At 67.2% G+C, this 24361-nt stretch carries 23 protein-coding genes; 10 read left to right on the top strand and 13 right to left on the bottom strand.

What is annotated here, in order from left to right:
• Positions 1–279: DUF4148 domain-containing protein (locus tag ACTJKQ_RS17870; RefSeq protein WP_440597617.1), on the top strand; the 279-nt coding region annotated here is incomplete at its 5' end.
• Between the two features lie 215 nt (positions 280–494).
• On the opposite strand, the gene ACTJKQ_RS17865 is transcribed toward ACTJKQ_RS17870, so the two are convergent.
• Positions 495–1634 (bottom strand): zinc-binding dehydrogenase, encoded by a 1140-nt coding sequence (locus ACTJKQ_RS17865; protein ID WP_436078633.1) that lies wholly within the window; start codon positions 1632–1634, stop codon positions 495–497.
• Positions 1635–1925: 291 nt separating this feature from the next.
• Here ACTJKQ_RS17865 and ACTJKQ_RS17860 point away from each other — a divergent pair, with 291 nt between their 5' ends.
• Positions 1926–2405 (top strand): MerR family transcriptional regulator, encoded by a 480-nt coding sequence (locus tag ACTJKQ_RS17860; RefSeq protein ID WP_436078632.1) that lies wholly within the window; start codon positions 1926–1928, stop codon positions 2403–2405.
• Positions 2332–2733 carry a carboxymuconolactone decarboxylase family protein gene (locus ACTJKQ_RS17855; RefSeq protein WP_056744406.1) on the top strand — a complete coding sequence of 134 codons (402 nt, stop codon included), beginning with the start codon at positions 2332–2334 and terminating at the stop codon, positions 2731–2733. The genes ACTJKQ_RS17860 and ACTJKQ_RS17855 overlap by 74 nt, the downstream gene beginning before the upstream one ends.
• A 55-nt stretch (positions 2734–2788) precedes the next feature.
• On the opposite strand, the gene ACTJKQ_RS17850 is transcribed toward ACTJKQ_RS17855, so the two are convergent.
• Entirely contained in the window at positions 2789–3376 is a 588-nt protein-coding gene (locus ACTJKQ_RS17850) for a DUF1566 domain-containing protein (protein ID WP_056067596.1), read from the bottom strand.
• Between the two features lie 111 nt (positions 3377–3487).
• Positions 3488–4462, bottom strand: a complete 975-nt coding sequence (locus tag ACTJKQ_RS17845) for a LysR substrate-binding domain-containing protein (RefSeq protein WP_440597616.1) — start codon at positions 4460–4462, stop codon at positions 3488–3490.
• 167 nt (positions 4463–4629) lie between these two features.
• Between ACTJKQ_RS17845 and ACTJKQ_RS17840 the strand changes: the two genes are divergently transcribed.
• From ACTJKQ_RS17840 to ACTJKQ_RS17825, 4 genes are all read left to right on the top strand, one after another.
• Complete coding sequence (locus ACTJKQ_RS17840; protein WP_440597615.1) at positions 4630–5718, top strand: tartrate dehydrogenase; 1089 nt, start codon at positions 4630–4632, stop codon at positions 5716–5718.
• 41 nt (positions 5719–5759) lie between these two features.
• Complete coding sequence (locus ACTJKQ_RS17835) at positions 5760–7064, top strand: glycerate kinase type-2 family protein (RefSeq protein ID WP_440597614.1); 1305 nt, start codon at positions 5760–5762, stop codon at positions 7062–7064.
• A gap of 61 nt (positions 7065–7125) precedes the next feature.
• Complete coding sequence (locus ACTJKQ_RS17830; protein ID WP_440597613.1) at positions 7126–8148, top strand: Bug family tripartite tricarboxylate transporter substrate binding protein; 1023 nt, start codon at positions 7126–7128, stop codon at positions 8146–8148.
• A gap of 99 nt (positions 8149–8247) precedes the next feature.
• On the top strand, positions 8248–9024 hold the full coding sequence (locus ACTJKQ_RS17825; protein WP_440597612.1) for a GNAT family N-acetyltransferase: 777 nt from the start codon (positions 8248–8250) through the stop codon (positions 9022–9024).
• Positions 9025–9182: 158 nt separating this feature from the next.
• Here ACTJKQ_RS17825 and ACTJKQ_RS17820 read toward each other — a convergent pair whose 3' ends face one another.
• From ACTJKQ_RS17820 to ACTJKQ_RS17790, 7 genes are all read right to left on the bottom strand, one after another.
• Positions 9183–9848, bottom strand: coding sequence for a methionine ABC transporter permease (locus ACTJKQ_RS17820; RefSeq protein ID WP_056067588.1), 666 nt, complete (start codon positions 9846–9848; stop codon positions 9183–9185).
• Between the two features lie 15 nt (positions 9849–9863).
• Positions 9864–10910, bottom strand: a complete 1047-nt coding sequence (locus ACTJKQ_RS17815) for a methionine ABC transporter ATP-binding protein (RefSeq protein ID WP_440597611.1) — start codon at positions 10908–10910, stop codon at positions 9864–9866.
• Between the two features lie 155 nt (positions 10911–11065).
• Positions 11066–12274: an MFS transporter gene (locus tag ACTJKQ_RS17810; RefSeq protein WP_440597610.1), complete on the bottom strand. Its 1209-nt coding sequence runs from the start codon at positions 12272–12274 to the stop codon at positions 11066–11068.
• 209 nt (positions 12275–12483) lie between these two features.
• Positions 12484–13443 carry an ABC transporter substrate-binding protein gene (locus ACTJKQ_RS17805; protein ID WP_260667784.1) on the bottom strand — a complete coding sequence of 320 codons (960 nt, stop codon included), beginning with the start codon at positions 13441–13443 and terminating at the stop codon, positions 12484–12486.
• 146 nt (positions 13444–13589) lie between these two features.
• Complete coding sequence (locus ACTJKQ_RS17800) at positions 13590–14591, bottom strand: NAD(P)-dependent oxidoreductase (protein ID WP_440597609.1); 1002 nt, start codon at positions 14589–14591, stop codon at positions 13590–13592.
• A gap of 21 nt (positions 14592–14612) precedes the next feature.
• Entirely contained in the window at positions 14613–15761 is a 1149-nt protein-coding gene (locus tag ACTJKQ_RS17795; protein ID WP_440597608.1) for an acyl-CoA dehydrogenase family protein, read from the bottom strand.
• Positions 15758–16576: a class II aldolase/adducin family protein gene (locus tag ACTJKQ_RS17790; protein ID WP_260667787.1), complete on the bottom strand. Its 819-nt coding sequence runs from the start codon at positions 16574–16576 to the stop codon at positions 15758–15760. Before ACTJKQ_RS17790 ends, ACTJKQ_RS17795 begins: the two co-directional genes overlap by 4 nt.
• Before the next feature lie 234 nt (positions 16577–16810).
• On the opposite strand from ACTJKQ_RS17790, the gene ACTJKQ_RS17785 reads away from it, so the two are divergent.
• Together ACTJKQ_RS17785 and ACTJKQ_RS17780 are read left to right on the top strand one after the other, a co-directional pair.
• Complete coding sequence (locus ACTJKQ_RS17785; RefSeq protein ID WP_440597607.1) at positions 16811–17836, top strand: ABC transporter substrate-binding protein; 1026 nt, start codon at positions 16811–16813, stop codon at positions 17834–17836.
• 117 nt (positions 17837–17953) lie between these two features.
• Positions 17954–18550 (top strand): molybdopterin-dependent oxidoreductase, encoded by a 597-nt coding sequence (locus ACTJKQ_RS17780; protein WP_440597621.1) that lies wholly within the window; start codon positions 17954–17956, stop codon positions 18548–18550.
• Positions 18551–19062: 512 nt separating this feature from the next.
• On the opposite strand, the gene ACTJKQ_RS17775 is transcribed toward ACTJKQ_RS17780, so the two are convergent.
• Complete coding sequence (locus tag ACTJKQ_RS17775; RefSeq protein ID WP_440597606.1) at positions 19063–20298, bottom strand: MFS transporter; 1236 nt, start codon at positions 20296–20298, stop codon at positions 19063–19065.
• Between the two features lie 97 nt (positions 20299–20395).
• Between ACTJKQ_RS17775 and ACTJKQ_RS17770 the strand changes: the two genes are divergently transcribed.
• The gene (locus tag ACTJKQ_RS17770) at positions 20396–21340 is read left to right on the top strand and encodes a LysR family transcriptional regulator (protein ID WP_440597605.1); all 945 of its coding nucleotides are present in this window, start codon (positions 20396–20398) and stop codon (positions 21338–21340) included.
• A 108-nt stretch (positions 21341–21448) separates the two neighbouring features.
• Here ACTJKQ_RS17770 and ACTJKQ_RS17765 read toward each other — a convergent pair whose 3' ends face one another.
• Both ACTJKQ_RS17765 and yjjJ read right to left on the bottom strand, forming a co-directional pair.
• Entirely contained in the window at positions 21449–22720 is a 1272-nt protein-coding gene (locus tag ACTJKQ_RS17765; protein WP_440597604.1) for a hypothetical protein, read from the bottom strand.
• Between the two features lie 268 nt (positions 22721–22988).
• Positions 22989–24347: a type II toxin-antitoxin system HipA family toxin YjjJ gene (gene yjjJ / locus ACTJKQ_RS17760; protein ID WP_440597603.1), complete on the bottom strand. Its 1359-nt coding sequence runs from the start codon at positions 24345–24347 to the stop codon at positions 22989–22991.
• Positions 24348–24361 lie beyond the last annotated feature (14 nt).

Below are 24361 nucleotides of genomic sequence, written 5' to 3'. Positions count from 1 at the left end.
CGTTTCCTCTCCGTCGCCGCTGTTGCCGCTTTCGCCGCTTTTGGCGCCCATGCCGATGAAGCCGATGGCTCGCAATTTGCCCTGAAGTTCGACACCAACCGCACCCGCGCTGAAGTGGCTGCAGAAGCTGTTGTCGAAGCCCGCACCCACAACATGGAACCCGCAGGCTCGCGTGTGGTGACCTACCAATCCACCGCTGACCGCGCTGCCGTGCGTGCACAGGCTGCCGAAGCCGTGCGCACCGGCCAAATCCCTTCGGGCGAATTCAGCGCCATGTAATTTGGCAGACCAACTGCTTGGGTTGGATTGAAGCAGTTGCGGGACTTCCCATGGTGGTGGCACTTCGCGCGGTGCGGGTGCTGCAGCCATGGGGAGTGTTAACTGAACCGCAGGGGCGGGCAGGCAAAAAGGGCTCCCTTTGGGAGCCCTTTTTGTTGGTGCCTGCCGTGTAGCCGCGCCCCCCAAGGGCACCAGGCGCGCGCCCGCAACGTCGCTTACAGCGACGGGTCGATCAACACCTTGGCGCCGGTGTTGCGCGGGCCGTAGAACGCGATGGACTCGGCGCTCAGCGCCCCCGCCAGCGACACGGTGCGCGCGTAGTGGCTGGCGAACGTGGTCTTCAGCTCAGCCGCCACGCGCTGGCGCAACGCCTGGGTGGCCTCTTCGCCGATCTTCTGCAAGAACGGAAACAGCAGCCATCCACCCATGCCCCAGGCCATGCCAAAGGTGCGGTGCACTTCGGTCGGGCGCGTGTCCAGGTGGCCGTACAGGTACACCTGCTTGTGCACTGCCGAGCCGTAACGGCTGTATTCCTTGGCTTTGCGGTTGATGGCGGCCTCCATGCACTGCAGGATCTGCCCGGCCAGCGTGCCGCCGCCCGTGGCATCAAACGCGATGGTGGCGCCCGTGGTGGCCAGCGCATCGGTGAGCTCGGCCATGAAATTGGGCGCGCTGCTGTCACACACATACTGGGCGCCCAGCTCGCGCAGCAGCGCCGCCTGCTCGGGCTTGCGCACGATGTTGACCAGGCCGACACCGTCTTTCTGGCAAATCTTGAGCAGCATCTGGCCCAGGTTGCTGGCTGCCGCGGTGTGCACCAGCGCAGTGTGGCCCTCGCGCTTCATGGTCTCCACCATGCTCAGCGCCGTCAGCGGATTGACGAAGCACGATGCGCCTTCAGCCGCCGTGGTCCCGGGCGGCAGCGGCAGGCACTGCGACGCAGGCATGGCGCGGTATTGCGAATACATGGCGCCGCCAATCACCGCCACCGTGCGGCCCAGCAGCGCCTGCGCGGCAGGCGAGCTGCCTGCGGCCACCACCAGGCCCGCGCCCTCGTTGCCCACCGGCATGCTCTGGCCCAGGCGTGCCGCCATGCCCGGCATGGCGCGCTCAGGGATGCGGGCCGTGGCCACCGGCCGCTCGGCCGTGCCCGTGACCTGCACGGTGGACAAGTCGGCGGGGCCCAGCAGCAGGCCGATGTCCGACGGGTTGATGGGCGTGGCCTGCACCTGGATCAGCACTTCGTCGGGCCCTGGTGTGGGCACGGGTGTCGGCTCCAGGCTGATCTGCAAGGTGCCATCGGCTTGCACAAGCGAGCGCAACTGCAGCGCGGTGGTAGGGATGGAGGGGTTCATGGAGGACTCGCAGGTAAAAGATGGGACAAAGGGCCTATGCGCTGGACTGCGCAGTGTGGTGAAACGGTGCTGCACTCCACGGCGCCGCAGCACCACCAACCCGCATTCTTGACCAAGCTGCGCCACCACGCTGTCCCCTCGGTTCACGGCGGCAGGCCACCATGCGCCGGGAAGAACGATGCCAAAAAGAGGCTCCAGCCACGGGGCTACCCCATGCTCTCACACGCCCCGTCCCCAGTCATCCACGTGGCGCTTGACTTAGAGTGCACTCCAACTTTCAGAATCGTTCCCATGGCATCCCTCCTCACCATTGCCGAAGTCGCCAGACGCACTGGCCTGACCGCACACACCCTGCGCTACTACGAGCGCGCCGGTTTGATTGCGCCGGTAGCCCGTGCACCCGGTGGCCAGCGCCGCTATGCGGCGTCGGACATGGAATGGATCGGATTCCTGCTGCGCCTGCGCGAGACCCAGATGCCCATTGGGCAGATGCAGGCCTTTGCGCGGCTGCGCAGCGAAGGGAACGCCACCGCCCCTGAGCGGCGCCAGTTGCTGGAACAGCACCTGGCGCAGGTGCTGGCAACGATCACCACGATGCAGCAAGCCGCACAGGCGCTGCAAGCCAAGATCGCGCACTACCAGGGCCTGGAAGCTTCCCTTCGGTCCACCCCGTCGTCCACCCACCAAGGAAGCTCCCATGTCCCCCGAAACCCAACCCCGCTATCTCCAGGGCCTCGCCAAGCTGCGCGAAATCGACGGCCACGCGGGTGAGCGTGTCGTCGCCAGCCTGGCCGACATCGCCCCCGACTTTGCGCGCTACCTGATCGAGTTTCCGTTTGGCGACATTTATTCGCGCCCCGGACTCGATCTGCGCAGCCGCGAGATTGCAGTCATCGCCGCACTGACCGCGCTGGGCAACGCCACGCCACAGCTCAAGGTGCATTTGCAGGCGGCGCTGAATGTGGGCGTCACCCGCGAAGAGGTCGTGGAGGTGCTGATGCAAATGGCGGTGTACGCAGGCTTTCCGGCCGCGCTCAACGGACTGGCCGCGGCACGCGAGGTGTTTGCAGCGGCCGACGCGCAACCAGAGACCGCTTGAAGCGCCCTGCCGCCCCGCCCTGTCCTGCCGGATGCGACTGCAGCGGGGCGACCGCCTATTTGGCGGCCCCCACCGGCATTGGCCGCACCAGCCGCACCGGCAGCTTGCTGGCCCGCGCGGCATCGCCGCGCGCCTCGCCGGTGGACAGGTTCACCGCCCAGCCGTTGATCATGGCCGCCTGCCGCGCGCCATCACCCGCCCGGCTCTGGGCGATGTTGCCGTAGGTGTACTGGTTGACGCTGGGCGCGCTCACGTTGGCGGTGGACGTCCAGTGCCACTGGCCCGGCGCCGCAGGGAACAGGAGGGGGTTGAGGCCCGGGGGCGACAGCGCCTTGTCCACCAACCGCTGCAGCTCTGTCGCACGGGGCAGGCGCCAGCCCACACCCTCGGCCTTCCAGCGGTCAGAGGCCAGGGCCGTGGCCTCGGCACGGTCCAGCAGCAGGGGCTGGCCCGTGCAGGTTTTACCGGTCCATTGCATGCCCTCCACACAGCGTGGCCAGGCCAGGCCGGCACGCTGGTCCAACACATAAGCGCCATCGGCGGACAGGGACCAATCGGCGGCCACCTGCGAATCGGCGGCCTGCGCAGGTCCGGCAAACAGGGCAACCAACAGCGGGGGGATGAGCGGCAACAACGTTTTCATGGGCAAAGCAGGGGCAATGAAAGCCAGGTACAGGTCCGGGGGGCAGAGAGGCATCACAGAATGCCTTGGCGACACCCTAACCCGGCAACGGCCTGCGCGCCACCCACCAGATCAAGAAACCCGCACGGCCCTCCGCTTGTCCATGCGGCCACCCACGCCCACTCCTGCCAGCGTGCCTGACGCGGCCAATGCCTCGGCCAGGAACCCCACAAACGCCTGCACCCGCGTGGAGAACTGGTGCCGCTGGGGGTACACCGCATAGATGTCGGCCGCAGGCGTGTGGTACTGCGGCAGCACGGGCTCCAGCAGGCCCTGGGCCAGATGGCGGTTCACGTCCCACTCGGCGCGCATCACGATGCCGTGGCCCTGCAGCGCCCACAGCACAGCGATCTCTCCGTCGTTGGTGGTGAGGTTGCCGGTGATCTTGATCGACTCGGTGTGCGCCTTGCTGCCACGCCCGGTGGTCAGGCGCCACAGGCCGTAGGCCTCGTCGCCCTGGCGGATGCCGATGCACTGGTGCTCCATCAGGTCGCGCGGCACGCGCGGCCTGCCATGCTGCTCCAGGTAGGCGGGTGCGGCGCACAGCACGCGCCGGTTGGGCGCCATGCGGCGGGCAATCACGCGGCCGTCGGGTGGCTCGCCAAAACGCACGCACACGTCGTAGGCATCGTCGGTGATCGGTGGCGGGTGCACCGACAGCTGCAGCTGCACATCCACCTCGGGGTACTGGCGCACAAAGTCCGAGATCACGGGGGCGATGTGCATGCGGCCAAAGCCCAGCGTGGCATTCACGCGCAGCAGGCCCTTGGGGCTGGCCTTGGACTGCACGATGAGCTCATCCAGCGCATCGATCTCGCGCAGGATGCGGCGCGCGTGCTCCAGCAGCAGCTCGCCCTCGGGCGTGAGGCTCATGCGCCGGGTGGTGCGGTTGATGAGCACCACACCCAGGCGCTTTTCCATCTGCGCCAGGTGTTTGCTCACGGCGGCGGTGGAGACACCCATTTCGCGCCCGGCGGCGCTCAGGCTGGGGCTGGCCGCCAGTGCCGAGAAGAAACCCAGTTCTGCGGGCTGGATGGTAGAGCTCATCGCCGCATTATCAACTGCAGGTTAACGATGGATTCACTTGAGCGCCATTTTTACAACGAGCGGATGCCTACAGTCGCTCTCACTGTTTTTGTTCCACCCGTTTTTCGCGGCCCGACATCCCTGCAGGCCTTCCCCAACGCTTTCACACACCAAGACCAAAGACCTTCATGAAAACCTACCAAATCGCCACCATCCCCGGAGACGGCATCGGCAAGGAAGTGATTCCCGCCGGCCAGCGCGTGCTCGAAGCCCTGGCCGCACGCCATGCGGGCCTGCAGTTCCAGTTCGAAAACTTTGGCTGGGGCGGCGACTGGTATCGCGCCCACGGTGTGATGATGCCGGCCGACGGGCTCGATGCGCTGCGCGGCAAGGATGCGATCCTGTTCGGCTCGGCGGGCGACCCGGACATCCCCGACCACATCACGCTGTGGGGCCTGCGCCTGAAGATCTGCCAGGGGTTTGATCAGTACGCCAACGTGCGGCCCACGCGCATCCTGCCGGGCATTGATGCGCCCCTGAAGCGCTGCACGCCCAAGGACCTGGACTGGGTCATCGTGCGCGAAAACTCCGAGGGCGAATACTCGGGCGTCGGCGGCCGCGTGCACCAGGGCCATCCCATCGAGGCGGCGACCGATGTGTCCATCATGACCCGTGTGGGGGTGGAACGCATCCTGCGCTACGCCTTCCGCCTGGCCCAATCCCGCCCCCGCAAGCTGCTCACCGTCATCACCAAGAGCAACGCCCAGCGCCATGCCATGGTGATGTGGGACGAGATTGCCGCGCAGGTGGCCACCGAGTTCCCCGACGTGAAATGGGACAAGGAGCTGGTGGACGCTGCCACGGCCCGCATGGTCAACCGCCCCGCCACGCTCGACACCATCGTGGCCACCAACCTGCATGCCGACATCCTCAGCGACCTGGCCGCCGCGCTGGCGGGCAGCCTGGGCATTGCGCCCACCGGCAACATCGACCCCGAGCGCCGCTACCCCAGCATGTTCGAGCCCATCCACGGCTCGGCCTTCGACATCATGGGCAAGGGCCTGGCCAACCCCATCGGTACCTTCTGGTCGGTAGTGATGCTGCTGGAGCACCTGGGCGAGGCCGACGCTGCCCGCGCCGTGATGCAGGCCATCGAACAGGTCACCGCCAACGCCGCCCTGCACACCCGCGACCTGGGCGGCACGGCCACCACGGCGCAGGTGACCGACGCCGTGCGCGCGCTGATCGGCAGCACGCAGTTGCAAAAGGCCGCCTGAGCTGCGTGGCCCCAACGCACTGCGCCCTGCCCCACGACCCGATGAGCACACACATCGACACCCAGGCCCGCCACTGGCTGCGCAGCATGTTCGATGCCGCCATCGCGTCCGCGCAACCCGCGATATGCCTGCCGCCGCACCTGCCTGCCCCGCCCCGGGGCCGCACGGTGGTGATCGGCGCGGGCAAGGCATCGGCGCAGATGGCGCAGGTGCTGGAAGCCCACTGGCCCGCGCCGCTGTCTGGCGTGGTGGTCACACGCTACGGGCATGCTGCCGCCTGCCAGCACATCCGCGTGCTGGAGGCTTCCCACCCCGTGCCCGATGCAGCAGGCCTGGCCGCCGCGCAGCAGATGCTGGCTGCAGTGGCGGGTCTTACGGCAGATGACCTGGTGATTGGTCTTTGGTCGGGCGGCGGCTCGGCACTGCTGCCCTTGCCGCTGCCTGGGGTCACGCTGGCCGACAAGCAGGCGCTCAACCAGGCCCTGCTGCGCAGCGGCGCCAGCATTGGCGAGATGAACTGTGTGCGGCGCCACCTCTCGGCCATCAAGGGCGGGCGGCTGGCCCTGGCCTGCAGCCCTGCGCGCGTGGTCAACCTGGTGATGTCCGACGTGCCGGGCGACGACCCGCTGGACGTGGCCTCGGGCCCCACCGTGGCCGACCCGACCACCCGCGCACAGGCGCTGGCCATATTGCAGCGCTACCGCATTGCGCTGCCGCCCGCCGTGCTGGCCGCACTGGACACTGCCGCCAGCGAAAGCATCAAGCCCGGCAACACCCGGCTGGGCCCCATCACCACCCACGTCATTGCTACGCCAGACCTGGCACTGCAGGCAGCCGCCCAGGTGGCGCGCCAGGCGGGCATCGAGCCCACGCTGCTCGGCGATGCACTGGAGGGCGAAGCCCGCGACATGGGCACCGTGCTGGCCGGTGTCGCCCGCTACGCCGCCAAGGCCCCGTCACCACGGCACCGCGTGCTGCTGAGTGGCGGCGAGAGCACTGTCACCCTGCGCCCACCGGCACCAGGGCAACCCCTGCCAACCCCGGGGCGCGGCGGGCGCAATGTGGAATGCCTGCTGTCCCTGGCCCTGTCGCTCAAGGGCTTGCCCGGCGTGTACGCATTGGCCGGAGACACCGATGGAATCGATGGCCTGGAGCCCGTGGCAGGCGCCATCGCCACGCCCGACACGCTGGAGCGCGCTGCCGTGCGGGGCCAACACGCCACCGCCGCACTGGACGCACACGACGCCCACTCCTTTTTTGGCGCGCTGGGCGACGCCGTGGTCACCGGGCCCACGGGCACCAACGTCAACGACTTCCGCGCGATCCTGATCGCAGCCACGGGCTGACGCCATGCATCGACGTCCCTAGCCCAGCAACCACAAGAAACACAACCCAACGGAGACAACCATGACACGCATTGCAACCCCGCACCACCCACCGTCAACGCCCTCCACACGCCGGCACCACCTGCTGGCGCTGGCCGCCCTGGCTGGCGCTGCCTGTGCCCTGCCCGGCGCACCCGTGCACGCGCAGGCCTGGCCGGCCAAGCCCGTCACCATCGTTGTGCCCTTTGCAGCAGGCGGCACTACCGATGTGCTGGCACGCGCGCTGGGCGAAAAACTGGGCACAGCCCTGGGCCAGCCCGTGATCGTGGAAAACCGGGGCGGCGCGGGCGCCACCATCGGGGCCGACTACGTAGCCAAGGCCCCTGCCGACGGCTACACGCTGCTGATGGGCGCGGTGCACCACACCATTGCAACGAGCGTGTACAAAAAGCTCAACTACGACTTTCAAAAGAGTTTTGCACCCATCACCACCGTGGCGCTGGTGCCCAACGTGCTGGCCGTGAGTGCGGCCACGCCCGCCAAGGACGTGAAGGAGCTGGTGGCGCTGATCAAGGCCACGCCCAACAAGTTCTCCTACGGCTCCAACGGCGCGGGCACGGCGCAGCACCTGATCGGCACGCAGTTCGCCACGTCCGTCGGCCAGCCCCTGCTGCATGTGCCCTACAAGGGCAGCGGCCCGCTCACCACCGACCTGCTGGGCGGGCAGGTGTCGATGTCGTTCGACACCGTCACCCCCGTGCTGCCGCACATCAAGGCGGGCAAGCTGCGCGCCTTGGCGGTGACCACGGCCAAGCGCTCGTCCACCCTGCCCGATGTGCCCACGCTGCAAGAAAGCGGCTTTGCGGGCTTTGACATCGGCACCTGGTTTGGTGTGCTGGCCCCCGCCCGCACGCCCGCCGATGTGGTGGCGCGGCTGAACACCGAAATGGTCAAGGTCATCCAATCGCCGGACTTTCAAAAGCGCATGCACGACATTGGCGCCGAACCCATCGGCAACACCCCCGCGCAGATGGCCGAGCAGATTGCGGCCGACACCGCACGTTTTGCCAAGCTGGTGACCGACAACAAGATCACCGCTGACTGACCCTGTGGCAAAGAGCGGTTGCACAGAGTCGTCGCACAGGGTGGTAGCAAAAGGTGGCTGGCGAGGTGAATGGTCAAGGTGGGTTGGTATAAACCAACGATGACCGACACCGCCCCCATTGCCAACACCGCACCCGCTGCCCTCGTCCGCGCGCTGGAAGAGCGCGCCTTCAACGCCTGGCCTGCGCACCAGACGGTGTTTCACCGGGGCTGGTTGTTCCGGCTGTCGGGCGGCTATACCAAGCGCGCCAACTCGGTCAACGCGCTGGTGCCCGGCGCACCGTTCGACGGCGTGCGCGAGGCGGCGGCGGCGCTGTATGCGCGGCATGGTTTGCCCGCCGTGTTCCGCATCTCCCCCCTGGCCCCGGCCGAGGCCGACCAGGAGCTGGCGGACGCGGGCTACCAGCATTTCGACCCCTCGCTGGTCCTGCACCGGCCGCTGGCGCCGGGCTCGGTGCCCCGGCCCGACGGCAGCACCGTGGTCAGCGCCTCGCCATCGCCCGCGTGGCTGGAAGGTTTTGCGGCGGCCAACGGCGTGGCGCCGCACCACCGCAACCTGCACCGCAGCATCCTCGACGCCATCGCCCACCCGGTGGGCTATGCGCTGCAACACGACGCCCAGGGCCATGCCGTGGGCTTTGGCCTGGCGGTGCTGGAGCGCGGTGCGGTGGGCCTGTACGACCTGGCTGTGGCGCCTGAACACCGGGGCGGCGGGCGCGGGCGTGCGCTGGCGCAGGCGCTGCTGCACTGGGGCATAGAGGCCAGTGCAACCAGCGCCTACCTGCAGGTGCGGGCGCAGAACACGCCTGCGCTGCGGCTGTATGAATCGATGGGGTTCAAGACGGCCTACGGCTACCACTACCGGGTGCCGGGCTGAGATTGGCTTCTGCACCTCTCACACAGGATGCGAGAGAGCCAGGACCAGCGCAGAGGCCCGCGCAGTGCCTCCCCGCGTGGGCTTGAAGCCAAACAGGCCGCAAGCGCTAGTGGATCATGCGCCAGCAGCTATTGATTCAATAGCAAACCATTCACCGCTCAACGGTGGCTGAGCTTGCGCACCGCCCAGTCGCCCAGGCTTTGCACGGCTTGCACAAAGAAAATCAGCACCAGCACCACGGCCAGCATGATCTCGGGCAGAAAGCGCTGGTAGCCATAGCGGATGCCCAGGTCGCCCAGGCCGCCGCCGCCAATGGCACCGGCCATGGCCGAGTAGCCCGTCAGGCTCACGAACGTGATAGTCAGGCCCGCCACGATGCCGGGCAGAGCCTCGGGCAACAGCACCTTCCACACGATCTGGCTGGTGGTGGCGCCCATGGCCTGCGCGGCTTCGACCAGGCCGTGGTCCACCTCGCGCAGCGCGGCCTCGACCAGGCGGGCCACAAACGGGGCAGCGGCAATGGTCAGTGGCACCACGGCTGCGGCCGTGCCGATGGACGAGCCGGTGATGAGCCGCGTGAACGGGATGATGGCCACCAGCAGGATGATGAAGGGCGTGGACCGCACGGCGTTGACCAGCCAGCCCACCAGCTTGTTGACGGGGCCGTTCTCCAGCACCCCGCCGTCATCGGTCAGGCGCAGGAACACGCCCAGCGGCACCCCCAGCAAGCCGCCCACCAGGCCGGAGATGCCGACCATGATGAGCGTCTCCCACAGCGACGAAGCAAACAGATCCAGCATGGCTGGCGTGAAGTTGTTGAACATGATGTGTGCTCCCTCTTAACCGGCCACGGCCACTTCTTCCACCTCGACCCCGCCCGCGCGCAGGTGCGCCACGGCGCCCCGCACGCTCTCGGCCTCGCCACTGGCGTACACGGCCAGCGAGCCAAAGGTCTCGTCCTGGATCTCATCCACCTGCCCGTGCAGGATGCTCATGTCCACGCCAAACTGGCGGATCAGCTGCGACAGGATGGGCTGGTAGGCGCTGTCCCCGGCGTACGACAGGCGCAGCAGCTGGCCGGTTCGTCCTGCGCTCAGCTGGCCCGCCAGCTTGCGCACATGGTCCAGCACGCTGGCGGGCAGCTCTTGCGGCAGGATCTCGTCGATCAGGCTCTTGGTGATGGCCTGCTGCGGGCGGGTGAACACGTCCAGCACCCGGCCCTGCTCCACGATGCGGCCGGCCTCGATCACGGCCACGCGGTCCGCCACCTGCTTGATGACCTGCATCTGGTGGGTGATCAGCACCACCGTCAGGCCCAGCTCGCGGTTGACCTGGCGCAGCAGGTCGAGGATGGAGCGGGTGGTTTCCGGGTCCAGCGCCGAGGTGGCTTCGTCGCTCAGCAGCACCTTGGGGCGGCTGGCCAGCGCACGCGCAATGCCCACACGCTGCTTTTGCCCGCCGCTGATCTGCGCCGGATAGCGGTCGGCCAGGGCCGACAGGCCCACCAGCTCCAGCAGCGGGTTCACACGCTCGCGGATGGCGGCCTTGTCCATGCCCGCCAGCTCCAGCGGCAGCGCGGCGTTGTCAAACACGGTGCGCGACGACAGCAGGTTGAAGTGCTGGAACACCATGCCGATCTCGCGGCGCGCCTCGCGCAGCTGCGCGTCGTTCAGCTGGGTCAGGTCCTGCCCGCCCACGATGACCTGGCCCGTGGTGGGCCGGTTGAGCAAGTTGATCACCCGCACCAGCGAGCTTTTGCCCGCGCCGCTCTTGCCGATGATGCCGAACACTTCGCCCAGCTGGATGGTGAGGTCGATGCCCTTGAGCGCCTCGACCGGGCCTTGTGAGCCCTGGTAGGTTTGGGTGATACCCCGTAGTTCGATCATGAAACACAAAGGGCCGCCACACGCCGGGCGGCGCGGGTTCGGCCCCAAAAGACACAAAGATCAGGGAATGTACTATTGCGCCATAAAGAATCAAACTATCAAAAAATAAAGTAATAAGACATCAAAGTTATTTACACGGTGCGGCCGACTCCAGACTACGCTCCCGCGGGCACCGCCACCCGGCCATTCACCTTGCGCGACACCAGCGCGCCCAGCACCAGCACCCCCAGCGCCGCCACCGAGAACACGGGCGCGATCCAGCCCCGGTCCACACTGGCCGCCACCAGCAGCACGCCCAGCGACTGCCCCAGGAACAGCAGGCACGCAAACAGCGTAACCGCCGTGCCCCGGGCCTCGGGCGCCATCTGCGTGGCCTGCACCTGCAGCGTGTTGTGCAGCATGTAAAACCCCACCCCGGCAAAGAAGCAGCCCAGCACCCCCCAGGCCGCCACCGGCCCCCAGGCCAGCAGCAACAGCCCGGCAGCAATCAGCGAGGCGCCCATCAGCGCCAGGCCCCGCTCGCCCAGCAGCGCCAGCCAGCGGCGCGCCAGCAGGCTGTAGATGAGCCCGCCCACGCCATACAGCACCATCACCCCGCCGGCCGCCGAGGCCGACAGCCCAAACCCGTCCACCATGCGTGCGGGCACAAAAGCCAGCGTGCCAAAGGCCAGGGCGCCCTCCACCGCCACCACGGTCAGCACCCAGCGCACCCGGGGCATGCGCAGCAGCGCGGCCGTGTTGGCCAGGTAAGCCGACAGCGAAAACGCGGGCGGCACCGCACCGCCAGGCATAGGTGTCGGCGTGCTGGCCGCCATGGCGCGGGCTTGCCGCCAGAGCAGGCTGGCGGCGGTCAAAAACAGCAGCGACAGCACCACAAACGCAGCCCGCCAGCCCAGCGCCTCGACCGCAAAGCCGCCAAACCACTGCCCGGCCATCATCCCCGACACCGTGGCCACCATCAGCTGCGCCAGGGTCTCCTGCCGCTGCTCGTACGGCACGTTGTCGCCAATCCATGCCATCGACAGCGGGATGATGCCTGCCGCCGACGCCCCCATGGCAGCCCGCGCTGCCACCAGCACCGGCAGCGTGGGCGCCAGCGCCGTCACGCCGCTGAAGAGCGCACAGGCAAACGTGGCGCCAATCACCACGCGCACCTTGCCCAGCCGGTCGCCCAGGGGGCCATAGAACAACTGCAGCACGCCATAAGACACGGCAAACGCCGCGATGACGGCCGACGCATCGCCCGTGGTGACAGAAAACTCGCGAGCCAGGGACACCAGCATCGGGTCGCAGACACGCATGGAAGCCATGCTGCAAAAGGCTGCCAGGCTGATCACCCGCAGCATCGTCGAAGAAGAGGTCATATGACCCGATTGTGGTGCGGCCAGCGCGAGGTTGCTGGCGCGGGGCGGCATGCACCCCGGTGGCTCAAGGTCAGGGACGGGCGCGTTGGACACGCCAGCGCGTTCCGTTGATGGTTGGCGAACGACATCCAGCGCATCAACCCGCCCAACGCCCACCGGGACGGACTGACTGCAAACGGCGAACGCCGAACGGTCGGGAGCAGCCGTCCTCAGCCCTTGCCCACATTGAAACTGGTGTCGAACGTGCCCCGCACATCCAGCCTCTGCTTGATGAGGCCTGCCGCCAGATAAAAGTCGGCCGTCTTCTGCTGGTCGGCCAGCACCTGGGCGTCGATGTCCTGCCAGCGGGTGGCGCGGCGCTCAAACTGCAGCTGCGCCGCATCGGCCGGAATGCCCACGATGCGCGCCAGCGACTGGCCAAACGGCTTGGCGTTCTGGTACGACCACACCTGCGCACGCGCCACGCGCTCCTTGAAGTCCGCCAGCGCCGCGCGCTTTTCTGCCAGGGCCGCATCGGTGGCGGCCAGAAAGCTCAGGCCCGACCACAGGCCCCGGCCGCTGACCAGCACGCGCGCATGGCCGCTGGTTTCGGCCAGCGCGGTGTAGGGCTCCCAGGTGGCCCAAGCATCGACCGAGCCCTGCGTCAGCGCCAGCTTGGCGTCTGGCGGCGGGATGAAGCGCAGCTGCACATCGTCGGCCTTGAGGCCCGCCGACTCCAGCGCCTTGAGGGTGACCAGATGGCCGATGGAGCCACGGTTGGTGGCAATGCTCTTGCCCTTGAGGTCGGCCGCCGTCTTGAGCGGCGAGTGGGGCGCCACCAGCACGGCCGTGCCGTAGGCATCTGAGCGGCTGGCCGCAAACGCCTTGACCCGGCTGCCCGCCGCCAGCGTGAACAGCAGCGGCGCATCGCCAATGGGGCCAAAGTCCACCGCGTTGGCGTTGAGCGCCTCGGCCAGCGGCGCAGCCGCCGGGAACTCGCTCCACTTGATGTCGTAGGGCAGGTTCTTGAGCTCACCCGCTGCGTCCAGCAGCGCCTGCAGCCCACCCTTCTGGTCGCCCGCACGCAGCAGCACGCGCGACGAGGTTTGGGCATGGGTGAGGACGGGCGACAGGAACGAACTGGCAGCGACCGAGGCGGTCAGCAGATGATGGAATTGGCGGCGCAGCATGGTGTGGTCAATGAAGGCAAGGTTGATTCGGCATTCATTGCATCACCCACCCCACGCGGCGCCAACGAAGGCTTGCAAGCATCCATATGCGGTTTTCGCATGCGCGCGCGGGGTGTGGGTGGGGGTGGCCCGCTGGCCTGCGGCGCTCAGTAGCCGCGCTCCCTGTCCACCACGTCGTGCAGCGGCAGCCCGGCCACAAAGCGCTGCAGGTTGTCCACAAACTTGCGCGCCGTCACCTCCGCAGCCCCTTGTGCGGCCCACGACACATGCGGCGTGATGCGCACACGCGGGTGGTGGTACAGAGGGTGGCCGTCGGGCAAAGGCTCGGGGTCGGTCACATCCAGCGTGGCGCCCGACAGGCGGCCCGCATCCAGCGCATGCAGCAGTGCCTGCTGGTCCACCAGGGCGCCGCGCGCAATGTTCACCAGGTGCAGTCCCGGCCGCGCATGGGCCAGCGTGGCCGCGTTGATGAGGTGGTAGGTCTGCGCGGTGATGGGCAGGGCCAGCACCAGGTGGTCAGACGCCGCTAGCAGCTGCTCGATGGAGCCCACTGCCTGCACGCCTTTATCCCCTTCACCCCGTCCATCCACCGGCGCGCCCCCACGCCGCAGCGCCACCACTTGCATGCCCAGCGCCTGTGCACGCAAGGCCACCGCGCGGCCAATGGCGCCATAGCCCGCAAGGCCCAGCCTGCGGCCCTGCAGGGTGCCGGGCAGGTGCTGGTCCACCCGCGCAAAGGTCTCACGCCATGGGTCGGCCCCTTGCACGCGCAGTGTGTCCCAGTCGCGCTGGTGTGCCAGCAGCGCCGTGATCACATATTCGGCAATGGGCACAGCCGCCACACCGCGTGAACATGTCACCAGCGGCACCTGCAGCAACCACGGCGGAAAGAAGTCGATGCCCGCCGACGCCACATGCACCCACTGCAGGCGCCCCGGCCAGCCCGCCGGAGGCTGCGCGGGCGCATTGCGCCATCCATTGCGCGGGCCGGTGAACAGCACATCCGCATCAGCGGCGCGCTCCCAGGCAGGCACAGCGGCATCGTCGGCCAGGGCCACGGGCAAGCCCGCAGCGGCCACCAGGGCATCGGCCTCGGCACCGGTCTGGTTCAACACCACCAGGGGGCGTGGGGCCAGCACGGCATTCATGGCGTAACCGTTCTCATCGTCTCAGCCCAAGCCCAGTGCGCGGCGGCCTGCGGCAATGTGGGCGCTGTCCTCCTGCGGGGTGTGCACACGGCCACACAACACATCGCGCAGGTGACGCTCCAGCGGGTTTTTGCGTGCCAGGCCGTGGTTGCTGGACAGCTGCAGCGCCGCCTGCACCACCTCGATGGCGTTCTGCGTGGCCACGGTTTTGACCAGGCCGCTGTCCACTGCTGGCACCAGGGTGCCGGTGTCCAGGTCATGCGCCACGCTGGCGATCAGCCGGTCGTTGGTGAGCAGCAGGGCCTCGATGCGGCCCACGGCCTCCTGGGCGCGCGGCAGGCTGGACAGGGGTGCACCCAGGTTGGCGGGCGTGCGCTCGCGCAGAAAGCGCACCACCCAGTCGCGCGCTGCGCGGGCCACGCCAGTGTACAGCGCGCCCAGCATCACCGTCATCTCGGCCAGCATGGCGGGCTCGCCACGGGCCCAGTCCTGCGGCAGGCGCACATCGAGCGCGTGATCGTGGGGGGTCAGCACGTCCTGCAGGATCACATCGTGGCTGCCACTGGCGCGCAGGCCCAGGTGGTCCCAGGTGGCGTCGATGCGGATGCCGGGCGAACCGGCCCGCACCAGGAACGAGCCCACGCGCGGCACCTCTTCATCGGTGCGGGCCCACACCACATACCAGCGCAGGATGGGCGCGCCGGTCGAATACACCTTGTGCCCGCTGATGCGCCAGCCCTCGGATGTGTGCCGTGCCACTGTGGCAGGCAGGCCGCCGCGTGCGGGCGAGCCCAGCTCGGGCTCCACGCGCAGCGCGTTGATGAGCGACACCTCGTTGTGCGACTCGTGCACCAGCTGCCGGGCCAGCGCCTGCGGCCAGGGGGAGCCGGGCCGCCCCATGCCGCGCTGCTGGATGTACTGCATGGTCAGCACCAGCGCCGTGGCCGGGCAGCCCTGGCCCACCGCGCCAATCACCTCGCCCAATTGCGCGGCCGACGCGCCCTGCCCGCCCAGCGTGCGCGGCGCGGCCAGCGCCAGCAGGCCGGCCTGCTGCAGGTCGGCAAAGTTCTGGTGCGGAAAACTCCCGTCCCGGTCGTGCGCCACGGCGCGCTCGGCAAACTCCACCGCCAGCGTGCGCGCCACCTGCCCCCAGGTCAGCGGCGCGTTCATTGCAGCACCTCGGGCTGCTGCCGCACAAGGATGTCGAACAGGCTCCTGAAGGCAAACTGCGCGCCGCCGGGCCCGCCGATCTGTGCATGCGTGTGCTGCGCGATCTCATGGCGAATGGGTCGGGGCGTGCCCGCCGCCTCGGCCAGCAGCTGGGCCTGGCAGGCGTTCTCCAGCGCGATGTACCACCACGCTGCCGCCTCCACCGACGGCCCCGCCGTCAGGATGCCGTGGTTCTGCAGGATCACCGCCTTCTGCGCCCCCAGCGCCTTGCCAATGCGAAAGCCCTCGTCCGTCTCCAGCACCACCCCCGTGAAGTCGTCGAACAGCGCGTGGTCTTCATAGAAGATGCACGAGTCCTGCGTCAGCGGGTCGAGCTTGCGGCCCAGCGCAGACCACGCCTTGCCGTATGTGGAATGGGTGTGGGCCGCAGCAATGATGTCGGGCCGCGTCTCGTGCAACGCCGCGTGGATGGCAAACGCCGCGCGGTTCAGCGGGCCCTGGCCGATGACGATCTCGCCTGCGGCGTTCACCAGCAGCAGGTCGGACACCTTGATCTGCGAAAAATGCACGCCCAGCGGGTTCACCCAGAAGTGGTCCGTCCACTCCGGGTCGCGCGCAGTGATGTGGCCTGCCAGCCCGTAGTCAAACCCCTGCTGTGCAAACAGCCGAAAGGCCACGGCCAGGTTCTCCTGCCGGTAGCGGCGCTCGGCCTGCACCGTGGGGCGCGGGCTGGGCGCATCAAACCAGTCCTTGCGCTGCGGCGTGGGGTTGCGGGCGAGGTCGGTGGCGGGCAGGGGCTTGAGGACGGCAGACATGGGCGGCGGCTTTCCAGATCGGTGAGGTGGACGAAAGAGAAACGAACCCGCCCACCATAGGAGCGCCTCCGCCCCGCGCCAACGAAGAAATCCGCGTGACCACATGCGGTTTTCGCATGCACCACGGTGGGTGCTGCGTTTGCCGCATATCGATGCTACGCAATGGTCTTTGCGCTGCCGCCGGGCTTGTTGGAACCTTGTGGCTTGACACACCGATCCACACACCAGCCTGCCATGCCCCATACCCCTCCTTCACTGAACCGCCGCCATCTCCTCCAAACCGGTCTGGGCGCCGCCGCATGGGCGGCCACAGCGGGTGTACCCGCACTGGCGGCATCGCCCGGCACGCCCGACCTGTCCAAGGTCACGCTGCGCGTTGGCACCTACAAGGGCCTGTGGCGCGCGCTCATTGCCGCATCGGGCCAGGGCAACACTCCCTACCGCATCGAATGGCGCGAGCTGAACAACGGCGTGCTGCACATCGAGGCCCTGAACGGCGACGCGCTGGACCTGGGCTCGGGCAGCGAGATCCCTGCCTTGTTTGCCGCCCGGCAAAAGGCGCAGGTGCGCTTCATTGCCGTGGTGCGCGAAGACCTGAACAACCAGGTCACCCTGGCCCGCAAGGATGCGCCCATCCAGCGCATTGCCGACCTGAAAGGCAAACGCGTGGGCTATGTGCGCGCCACCACCTCGCACTACTACCTGAGCAAGCAGCTGGCCGAAGCGGGCTTGTCGTTTGCCGACATCACGGCCATCAACCTCACGCCGGCCGATGGGCTGTCGGCCTTTGACCGGGGCGACCTTGATGCCTGGGCCATCTACGGCTACAACGGCCAGCTGGCGCGGCTGCGCTACGGCGCCCGCGTGATCAAGACCGGTGTGGGCTACCTGTCGGGCAACTTTCCCATTTATGCCAACCCGCGCGCGGTGGACGACCCCGCGCGCCACGCCGCCATCAGCGACTACCTGCTGCGCCTGCGCCGCGCTTACCAGTGGGCCAACGGCAACTACCTGGACTACGCCCGGGCCCAGTCCGCCGAAACCCGCGTGCCCGTGGGCGACCTGATCGAGCTGTGGAACAGCCGCAGCACCGACTACGACCTGCGCCCCGTGGACGACGCCGTGGTGCAAGGCCACCAGGCGGTGGCCGACACCTTTTTGCAGCTGGGCGTGCTCGACGGCCCCGCGCAAGTGGCGCCCCTGTGGGACCGCAGCTTCAAAAACGTGTTGCGCCCCTTCGCGATCGACAAGGCGGCCTGACACGCACAACCCCCCGCCGCCGCAGCCACACCCCGTGCCACTTTTCGCGTGGCGGGGAGCACCGCTTGCGCTTACCATGCGCCCCTGATTTCCATCAAGGAGCACCCTCCCATGAGCATGAACAAGCGCAACTTCGTCGCCGCCGGCATGGGCCTGGCAGGCCTGTGGACTGCCGCGGGCAGCAGCCACGCCGCCACGCCGGCCAAGGCCCCCAGCGGCCCCACGCTGCTCACCATCAGCGGCGCCATCACCCAGTCCAACCGCGGCGCGCTGGACACCACCATCGACCAGATGATGGGTAAACACGGCATCCAGTTTGACAAGGCCTTCGCGCTGGACGCCGCCGCCCTGGCGCGCATGCCCGCCGTCACCATCAAGCCCACGCTCGAATACGACAGCAAGCCCCACACGCTCAAGGGCCCCCTGCTCACCACCGTGCTAGCCGCCGCCGGTGTGGCAGCGGGCAGCCCCGTGCAACTGGGCCTGCGTGCGGTGGACGGCTACAACGTCAACATCAGCATGGCCGATGCCCAGGCCTACCGCATGATCGTCGCCACCCACATCGACGGCCAACCCATGGCCCTGGGCGGCCTGGGCCCGCAGTGGGCCGTGTACGACGCCGACGTGCTGCCCGCCTTCAAGGACAAGCCAGTGAAGGAACGCTTTGGCCTGTGCCCCTGGGGGCTGTACCACATTGAGGTGAAGAAGGCCTGAGCGGACGCGTGTCATTTCCCACCTGCTTCAACTGCCGCGCCAGCGTCCCGCCAGGTACATCCAGGTGCCTCCGATGCGGCCGGTGGGCAGGCGGCAGTCCTTCCGCGTCGCGAGATGACCTCAGCCCCAGGGAAGCGGGCTGGGGTCTGCCTCCCTATGTTCTGGAAGGCGCTTCATTTCGCTGGGCGTCGCTGCTGGCCCCTTTGTGGGTGCCGCCTTTGGTGATGATCTGGCTTGGGGCCCCTCCCCCGGCAGTGGCCGCCATACTGGCTCTGTTCATCTTCATCCCCGGGCTGTATGTCATCACTAACCTGCCACGCTACTCGCGGTGGGCCAAACTGGTCGCCTCGCTGGGCTATGTGGCGCTGTCTGGCCCCTTGGGTCTAGCTTGCCTGGTTTGGATAGACCGCTTGCTGCAAAAAGCGTAACCCTTGCCTTGCGCGGATTTCGCTCTCATTTGTATAGCTGCCAGCACATGATTTACTAACGCTAAAGCCATATTTCTCCCCAAATCAGCCCCAGCGCAGCCCCATGCGCACCGCCAGCGCCGCCAGCGACCCCGCAGTGGCCAAGCCCACCACCCCCAACCAGCCCCACTGCGCCAGCGCCAGGCTGCCCAGCGCCGCCCCGGCCGACATGCCGATGAACATGCCGGTGAACAGCAGCGCATTGAGCCGGCTGCGCGCTGCAGGGTCGATGCCGTAGACGATGGTCTGGTGCGCCACCAGTGTGGCCTGCACGCCAAAGTCAAAGCCGATGGCACTGACCACAATCAAGCCCAGCTGGGCCTGCGCAGGCAGCAGTGGCGCCAGCGCCATCACCGCAAACGACACGGCGGCCAGCCCGGCGCCATAGCGCGTCACCACCTCAGGCCCACGCTTGTCGGCCAGGCGCCCGGCCAGCGGTGCAGCCAGCGCACCCGCCGCCCCGGCCAGGCCAAACGCACCTGCCGCCGCCGTGCCCAGGTTGAACTGGCTGTGTAGCATCACCGCCAGCGTGGACCAAAACGCGCTGAAGCCCACGGCCAGCAGCCCCTGCGCCCAGGCTGCGCGGCGCAGCGCTGCGTGCTGGCGCCACAGCGCCACCATCGACCCGATCAGCGCGCCGTAGCCCATCTGCGTGGTGGGCGCAAAGCGCGGCAGCCCGCGCCACACCGCCACCGTCAGCAGCGCAATGGCCACTGCAGCCGCCACATACACCGTGCGCCAGCCCCACTGCTGCGCCACAAAGCCGCTGACCACGCGCGACAGCAAGATGCCCAGCAGCAGCCCCGTCATCACCGTGCCCACCATGCGCCCGCGCTGTGAGGCCGGGGCCAGCGTGGCGGCGGCGGGCACCACGTCTTGCGCCACCGTGGCCGCCAGGCCCACGGCCAGGCTGGCCGCCAGCAGCGCGCCCATGCCGGGCGCCAGGCCGCTCAGCAGCAGGGCCAGCATCAACGCGATGGACTTGATGACGATGATGCGGCGCCGGTCAAACCGGTCACCCAGCGGCGCCAGCAGCAAGATGCCCAGCGCATACCCCAGCTGCGTGAGCGTGGGCACCAGCCCCACCACGCGGCTGTCGGCCTGCATATCGGGCCCCAGCACGCCCAGCATGGGCTGGCTGTAGTACAGCGACGCCACGCTGAGCCCCGCCGTAGTCGCCAGCAGCAACAAGAGCGGCGCACTCACCGCCCCCTCCGCAGGCGGCGCCACCGGGGCCAGCCCCGCTGCACCGCTTGCATGCACGTTTTGAATGGAAGGCATCACAACACCATTGGTTAAAAAGGAATGGTGCGATTGTTCTAGCCCACCGCCGCGTTGGGTAGTAGGCTGAATTGCAGATTCGTTATACGCTTGGCGTATGACCAACACCCTGCCAGCCCTGCAACCCGGCGCCGACCGCATCGAGCTGATGCAGACCTTTGTCCGCATCGTCGAGGCCGGCAGCCTGTCTGCCGCCGCCGAGCAACTGGGCACCAGCCAGCCCACCGTGAGCCGCCGCCTGCAGGCGCTGGAGCGCAGCCTGGGCATCAAGCTGCTGCAGCGTTCCACCCATGTGATGAAGTTGACGGAAGACGGCGACCGCTGCTTTGCCCACGCCAAGGCCCTGCTGGAAGACTGGCGCGCCATGGAAGACGACCTGCGCGGCACGGCCGACACCCCGCGCGGCACCCTGCGTGTGCTGGCGCCGCACGCCTTTGGGCAAGACCAGTTCATCGCCCCGCTGATGGCCTACCTGCGCCGCTACCCCGAGGTGGACGTGGAATGGATGCTGCACGACCGCCGCCCCAACTTCATCGCCGAAGGCATCGACTGCGCCATCCAGGTCGGCGCGGTGGACGACCCCAGCGTGGTCGCTGTGCGCCTGGCCGAGGTGCCTCGCATCGTGCTGGCCGCCCCCGCGCTGATGGCCGGGCGCCCCACGCCCCAGCACGCACAAGACCTGCAGCCGCTGCCCTGGCTGGCCCTGAGCACCTTCTACCGCCGCGAGGTCACGCTGACCCAAGAGCCCGGCGGCGAAGCCCACACCTTCGGCATCACGCCCCGTTTGGCCACCGACAGCCTGTACGCCCTGCGCAGCGCCGCCCTGGCCGGACTGGGGGCGTGCATTTCATCGGCATGGATCGTGGACAACGATGTGCGGCAGGGGCACTTGCTGCACTTGGTGCCCAACTGGCACGCGGCGCCGCTGCCGGTGTACTTGGTGTACCCGTATGCGCGGTTTTATCCGGCAAGGCTGCGGTTGTTTTTGGAGGCGATGCGGGGGGCGATGCCGGGGTTGGTGGGAATGAGGGCTGTGGGGTGAGGTGGCGAAGTGTGGGCCCAAATCGGCCAAAAAGGTCAAGACGCAGTTCCTGATCACTAGAAGCTCGCATTCCATTCGAGACCGAAACACATTTCTCGTGCTCGCACACTACTTGCGAACAGCCTTAATTGTTTCGATCACAAGATCTTTGATGCCACCGACATCCAAGGGCGAACTGACCTCATGGGGTTCAACCTGTCGGCCAAAGTAGCTTTTCGTCAACGCCTCACGTATCTCAACCTTCTTCTCTTCAGGCATCAACTCGATGAACGGGCCAATCGAGGCGAGCTCTAGTTCAGTCTGGCGAGCGCGGTCGGAATTTGAACGATGCCGCGCTGATTCGCGGGCCGTGTACCAAGCTGGTGCCGTAATTGCAATTGCGTATAGCAACCTGATAGCGACGGAAAGGAGACTCTCTGTACTCAGCGGTTCATGCCAGAACTTATAGAAGGTCATACCGGCCAACGAAATTCCCGCTCCAAAAAAGATGACCGTCGCCCAGCGCCAGAAGTTTGCATCTTTGGCTTCGGCATTGGCGATCTGCTGATAGTTTCCGGTCACGCCAATATTGCCAACCACCTGAACAATACGAGCTGCCTCTTGCCGCTTGGTATCGATCTGCTTCAGAAGGTCAGTGGTTTGTGTTCCAAGATCAGCTACTAGAGAGTCAAAGACCACCTTGTGCTCATCGGATAACCTCTTGACCTCATTGCTCAGCTTTTCGATTTCAGCCCTACCTTCGTGCCGCTGCCTCTCCGCTGCAGCTTCAAAGTTCTTTCCGCGCTCAATCTCCCTGTCTGCAAACTCCTTCTGCAGATTCGCCACCGTTGCCATGGCCTCAGCACGCTCGCGTGTCGCAGCATCTGTTTGAGACTGCAACTGATTAGTGAGCGAATCTGCTTGCGCACGGATGGCAGCGAACCTACTTTCGAGTTCCGTGCGTTGAGCGTTCAATTGCCGGACTGTTTCAACCGACGCTTGGGCTTGCTTCGCCACAATCGCCGACAGCGACTCTTCCCCCACTGAGTCGATCTGCTGGGGCAAACCCCAAAGAAGAGGCATGACGTTCTGATCAAACTGCGCCGCAGCATTGACGATATGCCCAGAGTTGCGGTTAGCTAGAAAGTTGGACAACTCGCTGACCGGCTGCTGAAGCTGTGCCTGCATATTTGAGATTGCTACGCTGCTTGCCAGCGTGGCTGGCACTGTGTCGAGCAAAGACGCAATAAGACGCGTCAGTCCAAATACCTTGTCACGCGCGAACGCAATCGGCTCGTTCTCTGCCACCGAAGGGTCGACGAATTCTTCACGCCCTTCCATATCGAGAATCTGAGCAAGCAGGGCGCGAATCGGGTGGTCTCGGTAGAGGGCATGCGTCATAGGGGGACAAGTCTATCGTTTGGTCTGCACTCAAAGTTAGCGTATGACGGGTTCGAAGTGCGCTATTTTTCGGCCCTTGCGCTGCTACACGCAGAGGAACAGAGAAGAGCATTCGCTCTCAACCTCATAGCAAGTACCACATATGTATCAAACTTCATCGCAATATTTAGCATTCAATCTGCCTCAAAAGCATGCTCCAGCCCTGAAGTGTTCAGCCTTCACAAGCGCATCGCGTCGGCCTCAACTGCGCGCCCCGCCTGTTGTTACCCTAAAGCGCAAGCCGCCCAATACGCGCAGCCGCCACCCTCACATGGCGCAGCAACTCGGCTCTGCACCCGTCAAAACCCGCACTGAATCCTTGGTCGCCCTCCAACCGCCGAACAAACACCTGCGCCATCGCAAGCGCCTCTTTCCACGCCGCCGCACTGACCTGCTCCCCCACCGTCAGTTCCAGCGCCCGGTTCGGCAAACCTCCCCCCGCCGTGGGTGCAAACGCCATGGGCGTCATGTCATACGCAGGCGCCAGTTCGTAAGGCCTGCGCCCTTCTGACAAGCACGACAGATTGCCGCTGTGCATGTCGGTGTTGCCGATCAGGGTGCCAAACGCCCACAGCAGGCAGGCCGTGTCAACGGCTTGGGGGGTGATGACACCCTCCTTCAGCAACGCTCTGGCGATCACCGGCCAGTTGCCGCCGCTGCCGACAAACTCGGCGTCCAGCGCCGCGAAGGAATGCAGTGCCCTTCGCCCGCGCGCACCCAGCCGGTCAAACCGCTGCACCTCCAGAAACCGTTGGGTGCCGTGCGTCCAGGTCACTGACTGCGCGGCAGCCACGCCGTGGTCGCGCAGCACTTGCAGGGCAATGTGTTCGGCCAGCAATAGGTCGCGCCAGCGGGCGCTGACGGGGGTGTCGAGTTCTGCAGTGAACTTGACCATTACGTGCGCGGCGGTGCCATCGGCTTGCTCTGCGTAGGCGGTGAACTTGGGCTGCTCGCCGGCGGCTGACGAGCCCGCCACTTCGCCGCGTGCGGCCAGGTCGGCCAGTTGGGCGTAGGTGTGCAGCTTTTGCGCGGCTGCAATCGGCACGGGGTCGGGCGCGTTGACGAACTGGTCGCGCGCGGTGGGGCCGATGAGCAGGTTGCCGGGCATGTCGTCGCCCTGGTCCAGGATGGCGCGCAGCGCGTGGGTGTCGCTCCAGTCGCCCAGCCGCTCGGGCAAGCCCAGGCGCTGGCCGTGCCGCTGGCAGTAGGCGCGCCCCAGGTAGCCCTGCGGGCGCATGTCAAAAATCCACCACGGCAGGCCGTCGCTGTGCAGCCGGGCCCCGCCCGCCTCGACCATCACAAAGCCCTGCGGGCACACCGGGACCAGGGTGCCCAGGGTTTCCAGCGCGCCCTGGGGGGTGACGCGGTACACGGTCGCCTTTAGGTCGGCGCGCTGGGGATCGCGCAACGTGTATTGAATAGATCTGGCGGCGCCAAAAGGCACCACTTCGTCACCCAGCGCGCTGAGTGCGCGGGAGACGGTGGGCTGGCTGACCTGCAGCGCCTGGGCCAGCGCCTGTCCCTTGGCGGGGCCGGTGCGCAGGAGGGGGCGGATGGCGTTGGCGTAGGTCTGGGCGGCGGAGGGCATGGCCTAAGGATACG

It is taken from the genome of Acidovorax sp. 22279, from assembly GCF_052045435.1.
Lineage (GTDB): Bacteria > Pseudomonadota > Gammaproteobacteria > Burkholderiales > Burkholderiaceae_C > Acidovorax > Acidovorax delafieldii.
This window is presented reverse-complemented; position numbering and strand designations above follow the sequence as displayed.